Here is a 15,931-nt window from a genome sequence, read left to right on the forward strand (position 1 = left end):
TATCCACCGGACGTCTTTCCTCCCGGAGGAGTTTCTTTGTCTTACAAGGTCATTTCTTCGAGCTGGCGGCCCTTGGTTTCGCGCACCATGAAGATCACGAAGATCAATGAAAGCAGGGCGAAGAAGGCGTAGATGCCATAAGCCAAAGCCAGGCCAGCTTCCGCCAGCGAGGGGAAAGTGGTGGAGACGGCGAAGTTTGCGATCCACTGGGCGGAGGCCGCAACGCCGAGCGCCAGCGCGCGGATGGAGTTGGGGAAGATTTCGCCAAGCAGCACCCAAACGGCCGGACCCCAGGTCGCGCCGAAGCCAACCACGAACAGGTTCGCGGAAACCAGCGCCACGATGCCCCAGCTGCCAGGCAGTGAAACTGCGCCGTCGATGGTGACCGACTGGGCGAAGGCGATGGCCATCATGCCCAATGACACGGTCATGATGGACGAACCGATGATCAGCAGCAGCTTGCGGCCGAGCACGTCGATCAGCAGCACTGCAATGATCGTGGCTACCACGTTGGTGATCGAGGTGATCAGCGAGATGGTGAAGGAATCGGATTCGGCAAAGCCGACAGACTTCCACAGCGTCGTGGAGTAGTAGAAGATCACGTTAATGCCGACAAACTGCTGGAAGACCGAGAGCAGGATGCCCACCCATACCAGCGGGTGGAAGCCGAAGCGTCCGAGCAGGTCCTTGAACACCTGGCGGCGCTCGACGTGGACGGTGTTGCGGATTTCCTCGATCTTGGCCTCCGTATCCACGCCTGGAACCATGCCCATATCGCGGGTCAGCACGGTAGCCGCCTCAACGTAGCGGCCGCGTTCGACCAGGTAGCGAGGAGATTCCGGCAGGCGCATTGCCAGCACGCCGTAGAGGATCGCCGGGATAGCCAGGGAGAGGTACATCCAGCGCCAGGCCGAGAGGCCGAACCAGCCGATTGCGTCGGCCGAACCCATCACGAAGACCAGCAGTGCGCTGACCAGGAAGGCAACGAAGATACCCAGCACGATCGCCATCTGCTGCATCGAGCCCAGCCGTCCGCGGTGCTTGGCGGGAGATATCTCGGCGATATAGGCCGGGGCGATTACCGAAGCGAAGCCAACGCCGATACCGCCGACGATGCGCCAAATGATCAGATCCACCGCGCTGAAGCACAATCCGCAACCCAATGCGGAGAGCAGCAGCATCGCGGAGGCGATCACCATGGTGCGCACGCGGCCTATGCGTTCGGAAACCATGCCGGCGATCCACGCGCCGATAGCCGCGCCGAGCAGGGCGCAGGAAACGGTGAAACCGATGGTTAGCGCGTTGAGCCCGAACTCGTGCTCGACAGCGTCCACGGTGCCGTTAACGATTGATGAGTCATATCCGAAAACGAACCCACCCAAGGCAGCCCCGAGGGCTATCAGGATGAGTCGAGCGGATATCTTTCCGTCAGATGTAGTCGCAGTCACAAGGAGCCATGCTATCGGATTGAGCTGGGGCGCAAAACATTTCCAGCGGGTTTTATGCCCAGCGGGGCTCAGGACTCAAGCGACCTTCGGCATAATTAGGAAAGAATCCTTACAATAGCCATTTGTGCGGTCCGGGGATCGGCGCAAACCAACCCCGAAATCTCGCGAAAACCAAGGGTAGCCCAGATGCCGCATCGGCAAAAGAAAACCGGCATCATGAGCTTCGTCACAATGCCGGTTCGCGCTCCCGCCGTGGCCTAGCGCGCAACCTGCTTCAGGTTGCTGCCGCGCATCTTGGCCACGGTATTCATCAGGTGGTAAACCACCAATGCAGCGATGGTGCCTAGCGCGATGCCGCCTACTTGGAACTGGCCGAAGGTCAGGTCGGTGGTGATCGCAATCGCGATGATCAGCCCGGTTCCAGCGGTCATCAGGTTCACCGGGTTCTGGAAATCCACTTTCGCCTCGATCCACAACCGGGCACCGATAATGCCGATCATGCCGTAAAGCACGATCCCCAGTCCGCCGATCACTCCGGCCGGAATGGTGTTGATCAACGCACCGAACTTCGGCAGGAAAGCCAGCGCTATTGCGGAGATCGCCGCGACCCAATAGGCCGCGGTGGAATAAACGCGCGAGGCGGCCATCACGCCGATATTCTCCGCATAGGTGGTTGTCGCCGAACCGCCGCCCATGCCGGCCACCAGGGTTCCGACGCCATCGGCCATCAGCGCGCGTCCGTTGAATTCGGAGAGGTCCTTGCCGGTCATGAGGCCCACGGTGCGCACGTGGCCGATATTCTCCGCGATCAGCACGAATACCGCCGGCAGGAACATCAGTGCCACGCTGAAATCAAAGCTGGGGGCATGGAACTGCGGCAGTCCAATCCAGCCCGCCTCGCCCAGGGCGGAGAAGTCCACCTGGCCCTGGAGAAGCGCAATCGCATAGCCGATCACCAAGCCAACCAGGATCGACAGGCGTCCGAGCAGCCCCTTGAATGCGACGGTCGCCAGCACCACGGCGAGCACCGTGAGGAAGGTCGTTGCAGGGAAGTCGCGCATCGGAGCCAGAGTGGCGCTGGCGAGGTTCAAGCCGATCAGCGCCACGATGGTGCCCATAACCACCGGCGGCATCAACGCGTGAATCCACCGGGTGCCGGTCTTCGCCACGATCGCGCCGACGATGAACAGCGCCGCACCGGTCATCACGATGCCGCCCAGCGCCGCGGAGAAGTCGTCGCCGACCTTCGCGGCCATCACCGGCGCGATCAGCGCGAAGGAGGAACCCAGATAGCTGGGCACCTTGTTCTTCGTGATCAGCAAGAAGATGATCGTCGCGACGCCGGTGAACAGCAGCGTGGTGGTCACCGGGAAGCCGGTCAGCGTCGGCACCAGGATGCTGGCGCCGAACATCGCCAGAATATGCTGGGCGCCGATGGAAATGGTCTGCGGCCAATGCAGCCGCTCATCCGGGGCAACGACCTCACCCTCGGTGATGGTCTTCCCGTTGCCGTGAATGCTCCACTTCATGCGTTCCTCCAGAATTCCTGGCCCCGCGTTTAGGCCGTAGAGAAGTCTACTCCCTTGGCATGCGCTTGGGCGAAGAAAGAGAGCTCATGCTCGGCCGAACGCCGAAACGCATCCCACATCCGCTCGCGCAACCCCGGGTCCGCAAGCTGCCAGGCGGCCGCCACCATATCGATTGCCTGCGCGGTGGCCTCGTCGAATTCCGCCGAGCCGTAGGTGGCCAGCCAGCTCTCAAATGGGTGCCCGGCATAATTCGCTTCGCTCAGCCGATTGCCGATGTCCTGGTAGATCCAGTAGCACGGCAGGATCGCGGCGATCAGCTCCGGATAGCTTCCCGCGCAGGAGCTGAGGTGATTGACGTAGTTCAGCGTGGTCGCGCTCGGCTCGGGTGCCAGGTCCAGCAGCTCGCTGCGGTGCAGCTTCAGCTCGCCTTCCAGGATCCCTTCAGCGCCCTTGGCCCAGAAGCGTTGCGCCTCGATTTGCGGGGCCAGGCTGCTGGCCTGCGCGAGCACCTGAGCATAGCGCTGCAGATACAGAGCATCCTGGGCCAGGTAGTACTCGAAGCGTTCGCGGTTCAGCGTGCCGTCGGAGAGCTCGAGGATGAACTGAAGTCCATCAATCCCACCGCGCAATCCGGCAATCCGCTCCCACCAATCAGCCATCGGATCCATGGTTTGTGCCTCGAAGAGCCCGGCAAAGTGGTTCACCGGTCCGTGCCCGCTGCCCACCTGCAGCTCATCGGCCGCAAGAATCGCCGCATACAGGTATTCCTTCGCCGCGCCCAAGGCCTTGGCCCAATCCCCGCTGCGGGCATAGTGCGTTGCCAGCGCGCTGGATAGGGTGCAGCCGGTGCCGTGGGTATTGCCTGTGGCGTGGCGCGGACCGTCATAGCAAGCGATCAGCCCGGCCGAGCCGACTAGCGCGTCGGGGCAGCGATCTCCGGGCAGGTGGCCACCCTTGGCAATCACCAACACGTCGTACTTCGCCGCCAAGCGTTGGGCCTGCTCCAGCAGCTCCTCCCATGCGCGCACCGGTTGCTCCCCGAGCAGGGCGCCAAGTTCTCCGATATTCGGGGTGAGCACATCCGCCCGGGAAAGCAGCGCATCCAACGCCGAGCCATCGGCCAGCAGCCGGTCCCCGCTGGTCGCGATCATCACCGGGTCCAGCACCACCGGGGCGTTCACGGTTTCCAGCCATCGGGCGACCGCGTCGATGATCTGTGAATTAGCCAGCATGCCGATCTTGATCGCGTCGATGCGCACGTCCGCGGACACCGATTCCAGCTGCTTGGCCACGAACTGCGCGTCGACGGCCTGCACCGCATCCACCCTTAGGGTGTTCTGCGCGGTGAGCGCGGTGATCACGGCCATGCCGTAGCCGCCGTTGGCGCCGATGGTCTTCAGATCCGCCTGGATGCCCGCGCCTCCCGAGGGGTCGGAGCCGGCAATGGAAAGAATGTTGAGGCTCATTTGGCACCTTCCCAGCGGTCCAGCAGTTCGGCGCTCGCCGCCCGTGGATCCTCGGCGGCGCAGATCGCGCGCACCACTGCCATTCCGGCGGCCCCGCCGGCGCGCAATTGGGCGGCATCTGCCGCGCTCAGCGAGCCGATGGCCACGCAGGGCAATTCGGTGAGCCCATTGGCCCGCAGGAATCCGTCAATGCCCAGCGGCGTCGGATGATCCTTTTTCGTGGGGGTAGCGCGGATTGCGCCGACCCCCAGATAATCGATGTATTGCGCGTCGGCGTTGGCCTGGGCCAGCTGTTCATCGGTGGAAGCGCTGAGCCCGATAATCCCCTCGCCGATGACCTCCCGGGCGTAGCGCACCGCTATATCCTTCTGTCCGATGTGGATGCCGGTGACCGCAGCGCCCGCCGCACGGGCGGCGAGGAACACGTCGATGCGGTCATTGACCAGCAGTTCGGCCTTTCCGGCGGTGAGCTGTGCCGCCGCAATGCTCAGTTCAAAGAATTCGCGGGCGGTCTCATTCTTGGCCCGCAGCTGCACCCACTGCACTCCCGCGGCCACAGCGCCTTCGATGGCTTCCAAGGTGCTGCGCGGTTGGCAGCTTTCCGTGTTCGCTACCAGGTAGATTCCGAGATCACGCATTGTTTGCCTCCTCAAGGCGCAGGTTCTGCAATTCTTCGGGGTCCATCGCCGAGAGCTCGTCGAGGAAGGCCATGGCGAAACTTCCCGGACCCCGGCTGATGGCCAATGCCTTCTCGGCGGCCAAGCCATACATGCCATGGGCGGCGATCGCCGCTTCGAAGGGGTCTTCGCTCACCGCGAGCATTCCGGCGCAGATTGCTCCGAGGGAGCAGCCCCCGCCGGTAATCCCGGTCAATCCGATGCCGTTGCTGTGCACCAAGACGCTGCGCGTAGCATCGATGATTGCATCGGCCGCGCCGGAGATCGCGACCACCGAACCGTAGTCGGTGGCCAATTCGCGTCCCGCCTCGATGGCAGCTTGCACGGTGTCCTTCGCGTCCACTCCGCGCCCGGTCGAGCTCCGTCCGGAAAGCGCCAAAATCTCTGAGGCATTACCGCGGATCAGGGTGGGACGCTGGGCCAGGATCTTTCGTGCAAAGTCCGTACGCACCGGCAATGCGCCCACGGCCACCGGGTCCAGCACCCAGGGGGTGCCTGCCTCGTTCGCGCCGTGGATCGCTTCGTCCATGGCACGCAGCTGTTCGGTGCTCGGGGTGCCCAGGTTCACCAGGACGGCCGAGGCAACCGAGGCAAATGGCCCGGCTTCACCGGGCAGATTGGTCATGGCTGGCGCCGCCCCGGAGGCAAGCAGGACATTTGCGGTGAAATTGGTGACCACGGTATTGGTCAGACAAAACACCAAAGGGGATTGTTGCCGGTATTTCTGGGCAACGGAAGTCAGGGTCATGCGACATCCCTCCGCTAGTTTGAACTAGTTCAGGTTCGACGGGTCTCATCTCAGTCGGTGAATCCGACACCCCGTGTCACTGGCTAGAGCGTACTCACCAAAGCCGCGGAAGGACAAATTATTTCCGTGCCCGGCGCTGGACCAGCGCCCGCACGGTGGCCTCGTCGATACCCTGCGCCCGGGCCAGCTCCCACACCCGATCCACCGCTTCCACCAAATCACCGGAGGATTTCTCCCTATCGGCCCCGGCGTTCACCACCGTTCCGGCACGCCGGCGCGAGGAAACCAGTCCGGCTGCCTCGAGTTCCTTGTAGGCGCGGGCTACCGTCCCGGAAGCCACCCCCAAATCGGTGGCCAGTGCGCGTACCGTAGGCAGTTTGCTTCCCGCAGGCAGCTCGCCCAGGGAAATCAGCAAAGAGATCTGCGTGCGGATCTGCTCATAAGGCGGAACCGCCGCATCCAGGTCCACAAAAATATGGTGGCTCATACGCTTTGCGGCACTTTAGCTTCGGGGCGGGCCAAAATGATCACTGCAGGGCAGCAGAAGACGAGGATCGCCACGGCTGACGCGTAGAGACCGGCCCCGTAGCCCCATGCCAGCATGGCCACCGCCGCCGCAGTGGCTACTCGGAGGGCGCGCAATTCGTGGACCTGGCGATACCAAATTTCTTGCTCAGCGGTGACATCCCAAGGCAAGGCCGCTCGGCGAACCCACCAGATGTGGCAGGACGTAGCCAGGAGCAGCGCGGTGATCGCACCGAGCGCAAAGGCCGGCTTGAGCGCAATGAGACCCCAGAAATACTCCAATGGGGGATTGATCAGCAGATATGTACTGCCGCCTACCAGCAGTCCGGCGAGCACATAGACATAGCGCGGCAGGTATGCGCTGTGCCGAGCCAGACCGTGGGTCGCCCTGGATTTCAGGTGCAGGTAACCCAGGAACCCCGCATTCAGTGCCAAGAACAAAATGGCTAGCACTAGGAGCAAAGCCATAACCTGCGGGGCATTCTCTCCGGGACGTGCATCGTACGCGACCTCGGTCTGCGCAAGATACGGAGAGCAGGCCAGCGCTATGAGCGTCAGTGCAGTGGTGAGGAAACCAATGGCAAATAGATTTTCGCGCATCCGCGAGAATGCGGAGGATGGCTTAGCTCCAGGAAGCTTGGCAAAATGTTCCGGTGGTTTCCACAGTGCCATGGCAATGAAGATGATGAGCATTCCAAGATTGGAGGTGTTTTGCCACGGCTGATACATGGCGTGATCCAGGGACGAAAGCCATGAGGCCTTGTACTGCATCGCCGAGGCTCCGACGGCCGCAAACGCCAGAACGGAGGTGCGCAGGAGACGGTTGAGCCAGACTTCGCGCAATACCTGATTATCGTGCGGGCTGAGCGAACTAAGCGGCTTGCGCAGCAAGATGAAGAGCATGGCGATCAGCCCGGCTAGCGCTAGGGATGACAGATTGATGGCGAACAAGGAAATCATCTGGTCCGCCGCGCGCAGACCGCCGGTCGCGGACTGCGAAACCCAAGTGCTTCCGTCGGCATCCATGGAGTCAACCTCATATTGCGGTGCGATCCCGGTGACGTCCTGGATCAGCCACAGGGTAGCGGCGGCGCAAAGGAGCACCAGCAGAGCTACGGCACTCAAGGCCTTGGGCAGTGGGGTCATCACGGAGCGAGGTTTCAAGGACGCCGCCCGGACATTATTCACCGAGGCTGGCCATGAATAGAGGCCGATCAGGTAAATCGCCAGCAGCCAGACGGCCGGGCTGGTGGCGGCGAGCAGATCGCTGGCCCACAAGGATTCGCTGGCGTCCGTGTTGGCCGCTAGCTGGTTGCTCGCCCCGCCGGAGTTGCTCACGAAGAAGGCGATCAACGCGCACCAGAAAGAATGCGACCGCGCTCGGACAAGCGCGGGCCTTTCGTCTTGCCGGGCAACTGCGCGCAGCCACACGTAGATCAGCGCCGCGCCGATCGCCATGCTAAACGCGGCGGAGGAGAGTTGATCCATAATTACCTCCGTAAGTTGAATAACTAATGTATCAAACACCTGATACAAATGGAATATCCCGGGGAATCAATGAAGTAGCATCGATTCATGGGTCTCTTTACCTCAAATCCGCTACCTGATCCCGTCGGCGATGCCGCGCCACCAGTAGACGAGCATCCCTCGCGCATCACCGAGGTTCTCGGACATCTCCGCAGCTCCGCCGATTCGCGCATCACGCACCCGCGGCGTTTTCGTGCCCAGCAGCTGCGGGCCCTGGAAAAAATGCTGGCAGAACGCATGGGTGAATTTCTCGCTGCGCTCGCCGAGGACCTGGGCAAAAGCGCGACGGAGGCCAAATTCAGCGAAATCGACGTGGTGCGTTCGGAAATCGACCATGCCCAACGGCATCTGTCGGAGTGGATGGATTCAACCACCGTCAAAGTCCCTTTCGCGCTGCAGCCGGCCATAGCAAAGGTCGAACCGCGGCCATTGGGAGTGGTGCTGATCATTGGACCGTGGAACTATCCGTTGCAGTTGATGCTCGCTCCATTGGTCGCCGCGATCGCCGCCGGCAATGCGGCGGTGCTCAAACCATCGGAGCTCGCACCGGCCACCTCGGGGGCGCTGGCAAAACTGCTCCCGATGTATCTGGACGCCCGGGTCTACGCGGTCATCGAGGGCGGCGTTGACACCGCCACTGAGCTGCTCCACGCACGCTGGGACCACATATTTTTCACCGGCGGACAGCAGGTCGCGCGGGTCGTAGCCGAAGCGGCCGCCAAACACCTGACACCCACCACCCTGGAACTGGGCGGCAAGAGCCCAGCGGTGGTGGACAACCACCTGTTGCCGACAGCTAAACGCCTGGCCTATGCGAAGTTCATGAATACCGGACAAACCTGCGTGGCCCCGGATTATGTGCTCTCCTTCGGGGACACCGACGCGTTGATCTCGCGGCTTGGCCAAGCAATCACCAGCTTCTACGGCAAAGACCCGATCAACCACCCGGACTTTGGCAGAATCGTCAACCGGAAGCATTTCGACCGGCTCGTGGGCATGCTTGATTCGGGCGAGGTAGTCCACGGCGGTGACTACGACGCCGATACCTTGCGCATCGCACCGACCATCATGCGCCACATCGACCTCGATTCGGCGTTGATGCAGGAAGAGATCTTCGGCCCGATCCTGCCGGTCATCGAGGTGGCCACCTTTGACGAGGCGCTTGAATTCATTGCTTCTCGCCCCTCCCCGCTCGCTGCCTATCTGATGAGTGAGTCCCCGCGACTGCAGTCGATCTTCTCCGATCGAGTGCGCGCCGGAGCAATTGTGCACAATGCGCCACTGGCCCAAATGGTCATCCCGTCCCTGCCTTTTGGCGGGGTGGGGGCCAGCGGAATGGGCTCGTACCACGGCAAGTATGGCTTCGACCGGCTTTCGCAAATCCGCTCAGAACTCAGCAAAACGACGGTCATTGACACTTTGAGCGCAATATATCCTCCATATACGTGGGCTAAGCGAAAGATTATTGATCGCTTACTGTAGCGCGGTTCATAGCTGCTGGAGATTCCCAAGTGGAATGATTGTTAAGGCCCAAAAACCTTAATCCAGGAGCATTTGCATGACTGAGACCGCACCGTCCACCGATGGTTTGAAGCGAGGTCTCAAAGCCCGCCATATGCAGATGATCGCCATTGGCGGGTCGATCGGCACCGGGCTCTTTGTCGCCTCCGGCGGCACGATCGCCCAGGCCGGCCCTGGCGGATCGCTGCTCGCCTACGGGCTGATCGGCCTGATGGTCCTGCTCCTGATGCAGTCCTTGGGCGAAATGAGCGCACGGTTGCCGGTGGCAGGATCCTTCCAGACCTATGCCTCGGTATTCGTCAATCGCCACTTCGGCTTCGCCATCGGCTGGAACTACTGGTTCAACTGGGCTATTACCGTCGCCGCGGAACTGGTTGCCGCGGGCATCGTGATGTCCTACTGGCTGCCGGATGTCCCCGGTTGGATCTGGGCAGGGATCTTCCTGCTGGTGCTCACCGCGCTGAATGCGCTGTCCACCAAGGCCTTCGGCGAAAGCGAATACTGGTTGGCGATGATCAAGGTCATCACGGTGATCGTGTTCCTCGTCTGCGGTGTAGCCATGGTGCTTGGCATTATGGGTGGCAGTTCCCCGGGCTTCAGCAACTGGTCAAGCGGAGACGCGCCGTTCGTTGGCGGCTGGCTCTCGGTGATCTCGGTATTCATGATCGCCGGCTTCTCCTTCCAGGGCACCGAGCTGGTGGGCGTGGCCGCCGGCGAAGCGGAAAATCCGCGGCGCGATATCCCCAAGGCGATCAAGGCGGTCTTCTGGCGCATCATGCTCTTCTACGTGGGCGCAATCTTCATCATCGGCACCCTGCTTCCATACACCGACCCGACCTTGCTCGCCAGCGGTGAGTCTGACATCGCCAGCTCCCCATTCACCATGGTCTTCGAGCGTGCCGGCATTGCCTTCGCCGCGGCCCTGATGAACGCGGTGATCCTCTCCGCGATCCTCTCGGCGGGCAACTCCGGGCTTTATGCTTCTGCGCGCATGCTTTATTCCATGGCCCGCGACGGCAAGGCGCCAAAGATCTTCGGGCGCCTCAACCGCCGCGGAGTGCCGGTACCGGCCATGCTGTTGACCGCTTCGGTAGGCCTTTTCGGCTTCCTCACCGCCCTCATCGGCCAAGGCTCGGCGTACACCTGGCTGCTGAACGTCTCCGGGCTCTCCGGGTTTATCGCCTGGGTGGGCATCGCGGTCAGCCACTACAAGTTCCGCAAGGCATATATCGCCAGCGGACAGGACCTGGCACAGCTTCCCTACCGGGCACCGCTATTCCCGCTGGGGCCGATCCTCGCTTTCGTGATCCTGATCGTGGTGATCGCCGGGCAGAACTATGAGGCGGTACTCCAGGGCCGGGTGCTGGAGGTGCTCTCCAGCTATATCGGCCTGCCGATCTTCCTGCTGCTCTGGGCGGGCCACTGGTGGAAGACGCGCAAGCAGCCTGAGGTCAAGGTCGACCCCTGGAGCCTTCGCTAAGCGGCCAGTGCGGCGTTGACGATGACCTGGGCTTCGCGCAATACCTGCGCGAGGTGCTCGGCGGAGCGGGTGGATTCGGCGTAGATCTTGTAGATGTCCTCGGTCCCCGAAGGGCGGGCGGCAAACCACGCGTATTGGCTGGAGACCTTCAGCCCGCCAATGGCGAACCCCGACGCCTCGGTGAGCTTCGCGGTGATCGAGTCCCCGGCAAGTTCGGTCGCGGTGACCGCCTGCGGGTTCAGCTTGCCCAGCACGGCCTTTTGCGCCCGGGTTGCCGGGGCATCGAAACGGTCGTAGAAACTTTGCCCGTATTGGGCGACCAGCTCAGCGTGGCGCTGGCTCGGACTCTTGCCGGTCACCGCGCGGATTTCGCTGGCGAGCAGCGCAAGCATCAGCCCGTCCTTGTCGGTGCTGAAGGCCTGCCCGTTGAAGTCCAGGAAGCTTGCTCCAGCCGATTCCTCGCCGCAGAAGGCCACCTTGCCGGAGGCCAGTGGTTCGACGAAGTACTTGAAGCCCACCGGCACCTCGCGCAGTTCGCGCCCATGCGCCGCAACCACCTTGTCGATCAGTACCGAAGAAACCAGCGTCTTGCCGATCTGCGCGTCAGCAGGCCACTGCGGGCGATGCGTGAGCAGGTAGTCGATGGCTACGGCCAGGAAATGGTTCGGGTTCATCAATCCGCCATCTGGGGTGACGATTCCGTGCCGGTCGGCGTCCGCATCATTGCCCGTGGAGATATCGTATTTGTCGCGGTTCGCGACCAACGAGGCCATCGCATGCGCCGAGGAGCAGTCCATGCGGATCTTTCCATCTTTATCCAGCGTCATGAAGCCAAAGCGCGGGTCCACTTTTTCGTTGACCACGCTCAGGTTCAGCCCGTAGCGCCGTCCGATCTCACCCCAGTAGTGCACCGAGGCGCCCCCGAGTGGATCCGCGCCGATCGAGATCCCCGAGGCGGCGATCGCTTCGAAGTCGATCACCTGCGCCAAATCGGTGATGTACAGCTCGCGGAAATCGAAATCCGCCGCGTTCGCCATCCCGCGCAGGATTTCCCCGCTGGCCATCAGCTCATTGGCTCGAGCGGCGATCGGACCGGTGATTTCGGATTCCGCCGGTCCGCCATGGGGCGGGTTGTATTTGATGCCGCCGTCAGCCGGCGGGTTATGCGAGGGCGTGATGACCAGGCCGTCCGCAAGCTCGGCCGCGCCTGCGTTGTGGACCAGGATAGCGTGGCTAACCGCCGGGGTAGGGGTCAGGCCGGCATCGGCGAGAACCTGCACGCCATTGCCCGCCAATACCTCAAGGGCGGTCCGGTAGGCGGGTTCGGAGAGCGCGTGGCTGTCCTTGCCGACATACATCGGCCCGGTGATTCCCGCATCCTTGCGGTAATCGACCACCGCCTGGGTGATGGCCGCAATGTGAAGCTCATTGAAGGTTCCGTTCAGCGAGCTGCCGCGGTGCCCGGAGGTGCCGAAGATGACTGCCTGGTCTGGATTATCCGCCGACGGGAGGATTGCGTCGTAAGCGTCAAGTACCGCGTCCAGGTCGATGAGATCTGCTTCGCGGGCAAGCGCTCCGGCTCGTTCGTGTGCCATGTGGTCCCTCTTGTCTTCGTGCATTTTGGCCGGGTTCATAGAATAATCGAAATCGATGACTTACTATCCGAACAATCCGTATCAGCAGCCACGTGAGTCCGCAGGGCTTTCGACGGCATCGCTCGTGCTGGGCATCCTCTCGATGCTCGGCTTCTGCATAATCATCTTAGTTCCATTAGCCGGGGTAATCACCGGTCATCTGGCCCAGCGCCGTGAACCGGCGAGCCGCGGGCTGAGTTTGGCCGGTTTGATCACCTCATGGGTCGGTCTGCTGGTCGCCGTTGTGCTTTACGCGTTCATCATCTGGTTGATTGTCTTCTCCGTTGGGGTGATCGAGAACTACGAAGTCGACTATTCGGGACTGAGCGAGTTCGCTTAGATCGAGGTATTTCAGCATCTTGCCGGTTCTGGCTTAAAGCAAAGGCAGGCCCCCGCATGAATGCGGAGGCCTGCCAAAAAATCCGGAGCTTAGAGCACCGAGCCCATGAGCTTCTTCAGCGCCGGGGTGGCTGCGATCATCGCCACGCCTAGCACGATGGCGGTGCCGCCCATCGCGAGGAAGTACGGGATTTCGTTGCCTTCAACGTAGTAGCCGGCGAGCACACCAGAAAGCGTGGTGCCCAGGGATACCGAGAGGAAGAAGAGCGCGATCATCTGCGTGCCGAAGGCGGCCGGGGCCAGCTTGGTGGCAACGGCCTGGCCGATCGGGGAGAGCAGCAGCTCGGCGATGGTGCACAGCAGCAGGATGCCGACCATTGCAAGCAATGGAGTCATCTCCAGGGATTCGAGCGGGATGAAGCACAGGAAGGCTGCGCCTACGACGACCAGTGCCAGGCCGAATTTCACCGAGGTGCGCGGCTGGCGCTTGCCCAGCTTGGTCCACATGGCAGCGAACACGCTGGCAAGCAAGATGATGAACACCGGGTTGATCGATTGAACCCAGCTCGCAGGCATCTCCCAACCGCCCAGGGAGCGATCCAAGCGGCTATCCGAGTAGGCCGCGATGAAGGTGAACTGCTGCTGGAACAGCGCCCAGAAGGCCGCCGAGCCGATGTAGAACGGGATGAACGCCCAGACGTGCTTGCGTTCGACGGCGCTGACCTTCTTGCTGCGCAGGATCAACACGAAGTACACCACGCTGGCTGCGATCACCACGTAAGCGATGGTGCTTGCCAGGTTCGCCGGGGTTACGATCTTCAGTGCGAAAACGAGCACGATCACGGCCAGGATGCCAGCGAAGATGCCCGCGTAGCGCTTGCGCTCGTTGGCCGGCAGCGGGTTGGCCACCTGCCCTGCGGTTTCCGGCAGGTTCTTGCGGCCCTTGGTGTAGATCACCAGTCCGAGGGCCATGCCGACGGCCGCGGCGCCAAATCCGTAGTGGAAGCCGAGCTTCTGGTGCAGCAGGCCGGTCAGCAGCGGGCCGAGCAGACCGCCGATGTTCACGCCCATGTAGAACAGCGAGAAGCCCGCGTCGATGCGCGAGTCTTCCTTGGAGTACAGCGAACCGACCAAGGCCACGGCATTGGCCTTCAGGCCACCGGAGCCGATGGCCACCAGGATCAGCCCCAAGGTGAGGCCAATGTAGCCCGGCAGCAGCGCCAGGGCGACGTGGCCGGCCATGATGCCGATCGCGGAGAAGAACAGCACCCGTTCGGAGCCGAAGAGGCGGTCCGAGAGCCAAGCGCCAAGAATTGTGGACAGATAGACGGCGCCACCGTAGGCGCCGACGAGCGACAGCGCCAAGCCTTGATCCATGCCAAGGCCGCCGTCGGTGACCGAGTAGTACATGTAGTAGGCCAGCAGGGCCTGCATGCCGTAGAAGGAGAAGCGCTCCCACATTTCGACACTAAAGAGGTTTGCGAGCGCACGAGGATGACCAAAGAAAGTTTTATTGGTTCCCGGGGTGCTCGAAGTAACAGTAGACATGCGTAACATTTTTCGCGTTTCCTTGGGCAAGTGCCCACTTTTGCGATCTATTTCACATGTTTCCCATACCGTCAGTATCGGTAAATTCGCCCGCTCACTTGCCCAATTGTTTGGCCAACGCCAAAAGCATCCCTTCATCGGCGCGCGGCGAGATCAGCTGCACGCTCATCGGCATTCCGGAGCTCGAATTCGTGATCGGAACCGTGATTGCAGCGACCGAGGAGACGTTCACCATCGAGGTATACGGGGTGTACTGGCACTGCAGCATGTAGTCGGTGTCCGCATCCTGCCGGGTGAAATAACCGACTTCCGGCGGCGTCGAAGCCATCGCCGGGGTGAGAATCACGTCATGTGCGGACCATTGTCGCACAAAATTCGCGGCGATCTGCTTCAACCGAGATGCCGCCTGCAGGCTCACCTCCAGGCTGCGCGCGGTGGAACGCCGGCGGAAATCCCGGGCCAACTCGCCGAGCAGGCTCTCATCATCAACCGGAATGTTGCGCAGCCCATTGGTCCACACGGTGGCGAAGGTTTGTGCATAATCGCTTGCGTAGTTCAGCTCCGCGGGTTCCACCCGGTGCCTGGCCTCCAGCAGCCGCTTGGCGCGTTCGAAGGCCTGAAGGGCGGGCGCCTGCAAAGTAATTGGATAGGCGCCCTCGAAAGGGGAAAGGGTGCTGTAGCCGATGCGCAACCCCTTGAGCCTTTCGGGGTAGCTGCCACGCAGCATGGGCAGGTAGTGGTCGCTGCCGCGCATCGCATCGAGCAGCATTGCCGCGTCCAAGGCATCGTGGGCCAGCGGACCGGATACCGTCATCTTCGGTGCGCCGAACCCGTCCAGATAGCCGTCCGCCACGTCGGCGGGCACTCGGCCCAGTGAAGGCTTGAGCCCCACCAGGCCGCAGGCCGCGGCAGGAATCCGCACCGAACCGCCGCCATCGGAACCCGGGCCCACTGGAATCATCCCGGCGGCGATCGCAGCGGCCTGTCCGCCAGAGGACCCCCCAGAGGTCAGCCGCGGATCCAAGGGGTTGCGCGATGGCGCAGCGACAAGGTTCTCCGAGTAGCTGCTCAGCCCGAATTCCGGAACCTGCGTCTTGCCGGTGATCACCACGCCCTCGGAGCGCAAACGCGCGACCAGCGGGTGATCCGCCCTGGCGATCTGGTGCTCCATGGCGGCGGTTCCGTAGGTGGTGGGCATCCCGGCCACCTCGTTCAGGTCCTTGAATGCCGAAGGCAGCCCATGCAGCCGGCCGATCTGCCCGCGCACCTGCTTCTCATCGGCCGCCGCCGCTGCATCCATCGCGTCGGGAGACACATACACAAATGCGCCAAGGGATTCGAGCTCCTCGATGCGACGCAGATAGTGTTCGGTGACCTCGCGGCTGGAACGTTCTCCACTTGCCAGCTCATCACGCAATTTCAGGGCGGATCTCGTCTTCATATCTGCTTTCGAGGCGGGGAATGACTAGTCTTATAAGCAAACACCCAA

13 protein-coding genes and 1 riboswitch are annotated in these 15,931 nt (G+C 62.2%); of the genes, 3 read left to right on the plus strand and 10 right to left on the minus strand.

Going from position 1 to position 15,931, the window contains the following annotated elements:
- Positions 1 to 41: 41 nt before the first annotated feature.
- The 7 genes from LG294_RS00290 to LG294_RS00320 all read right to left on the minus strand — a co-directional run bounded on the left by LG294_RS00290 (position 42) and on the right by LG294_RS00320 (position 7,881).
- The gene (locus LG294_RS00290; protein ID WP_404288403.1) at positions 42 to 1,448 is read right to left on the minus strand and encodes a sugar porter family MFS transporter; all 1,407 of its coding nucleotides are present in this window, start codon (positions 1,446 to 1,448) and stop codon (positions 42 to 44) included.
- 257 nt (positions 1,449 to 1,705) lie between these two features.
- Entirely contained in the window at positions 1,706 to 2,977 is a 1,272-nt protein-coding gene (locus LG294_RS00295) for a uracil-xanthine permease family protein (RefSeq protein ID WP_404288406.1), read from the minus strand.
- Between the two features lie 29 nt (positions 2,978 to 3,006).
- Positions 3,007 to 4,443, minus strand: a complete 1,437-nt coding sequence (thiD, locus tag LG294_RS00300; protein WP_404288408.1) for a bifunctional hydroxymethylpyrimidine kinase/phosphomethylpyrimidine kinase — start codon at positions 4,441 to 4,443, stop codon at positions 3,007 to 3,009.
- A complete protein-coding gene (gene thiE / locus LG294_RS00305) occupies positions 4,440 to 5,081 on the minus strand; it encodes a thiamine phosphate synthase (RefSeq protein WP_404288410.1) in 642 nt (213 codons plus the stop codon). The genes thiD and thiE overlap by 4 nt, the downstream gene beginning before the upstream one ends.
- Positions 5,074 to 5,868 (minus strand): hydroxyethylthiazole kinase, encoded by a 795-nt coding sequence (gene thiM, locus LG294_RS00310; protein ID WP_404288412.1) that lies wholly within the window; start codon positions 5,866 to 5,868, stop codon positions 5,074 to 5,076. Before thiM ends, thiE begins: the two co-directional genes overlap by 8 nt.
- Positions 5,858 to 5,952: riboswitch (TPP riboswitch) on the minus strand. It overlaps the preceding gene by 11 nt.
- Positions 5,953 to 5,986: 34 nt before the next feature.
- A complete protein-coding gene (locus LG294_RS00315; RefSeq protein ID WP_404288414.1) occupies positions 5,987 to 6,355 on the minus strand; it encodes a GntR family transcriptional regulator in 369 nt (122 codons plus the stop codon).
- Complete coding sequence (locus LG294_RS00320) at positions 6,352 to 7,881, minus strand: hypothetical protein (RefSeq protein ID WP_404288416.1); 1,530 nt, start codon at positions 7,879 to 7,881, stop codon at positions 6,352 to 6,354. The genes LG294_RS00315 and LG294_RS00320 overlap by 4 nt, the downstream gene beginning before the upstream one ends.
- Before the next feature lie 87 nt (positions 7,882 to 7,968).
- Here LG294_RS00320 and LG294_RS00325 point away from each other — a divergent pair, with 87 nt between their 5' ends.
- Entirely contained in the window at positions 7,969 to 9,402 is a 1,434-nt protein-coding gene (locus LG294_RS00325; RefSeq protein WP_404288418.1) for an aldehyde dehydrogenase family protein, read from the plus strand.
- Positions 9,403 to 9,478: 76 nt separating this feature from the next.
- The gene (locus tag LG294_RS00330; RefSeq protein WP_404288420.1) at positions 9,479 to 10,921 is read left to right on the plus strand and encodes an amino acid permease; all 1,443 of its coding nucleotides are present in this window, start codon (positions 9,479 to 9,481) and stop codon (positions 10,919 to 10,921) included.
- Here the strand turns inward: LG294_RS00330 and pgm are convergent.
- Positions 10,918 to 12,516, minus strand: a complete 1,599-nt coding sequence (gene pgm / locus LG294_RS00335) for a phosphoglucomutase (alpha-D-glucose-1,6-bisphosphate-dependent) (RefSeq protein WP_404288421.1) — start codon at positions 12,514 to 12,516, stop codon at positions 10,918 to 10,920. The genes LG294_RS00330 and pgm overlap by 4 nt on opposite strands.
- Before the next feature lie 55 nt (positions 12,517 to 12,571).
- Between pgm and LG294_RS00340 the strand changes: the two genes are divergently transcribed.
- Entirely contained in the window at positions 12,572 to 12,895 is a 324-nt protein-coding gene (locus tag LG294_RS00340; RefSeq protein WP_404288423.1) for a DUF4190 domain-containing protein, read from the plus strand.
- Positions 12,896 to 12,984: 89 nt separating this feature from the next.
- On the opposite strand, the gene LG294_RS00345 is transcribed toward LG294_RS00340, so the two are convergent.
- Both LG294_RS00345 and LG294_RS00350 read right to left on the minus strand, forming a co-directional pair.
- A complete protein-coding gene (locus tag LG294_RS00345) occupies positions 12,985 to 14,442 on the minus strand; it encodes a peptide MFS transporter (protein WP_404288425.1) in 1,458 nt (485 codons plus the stop codon).
- 94 nt (positions 14,443 to 14,536) lie between these two features.
- Positions 14,537 to 15,883, minus strand: a complete 1,347-nt coding sequence (locus LG294_RS00350; protein ID WP_404288427.1) for an amidase — start codon at positions 15,881 to 15,883, stop codon at positions 14,537 to 14,539.
- Positions 15,884 to 15,931: the final 48 nt, after the last annotated feature.

This window comes from Glutamicibacter arilaitensis (genome assembly GCF_044793945.1).
Classification (GTDB): Bacteria; Actinomycetota; Actinomycetes; order Actinomycetales; family Micrococcaceae; genus Glutamicibacter; species Glutamicibacter arilaitensis_B.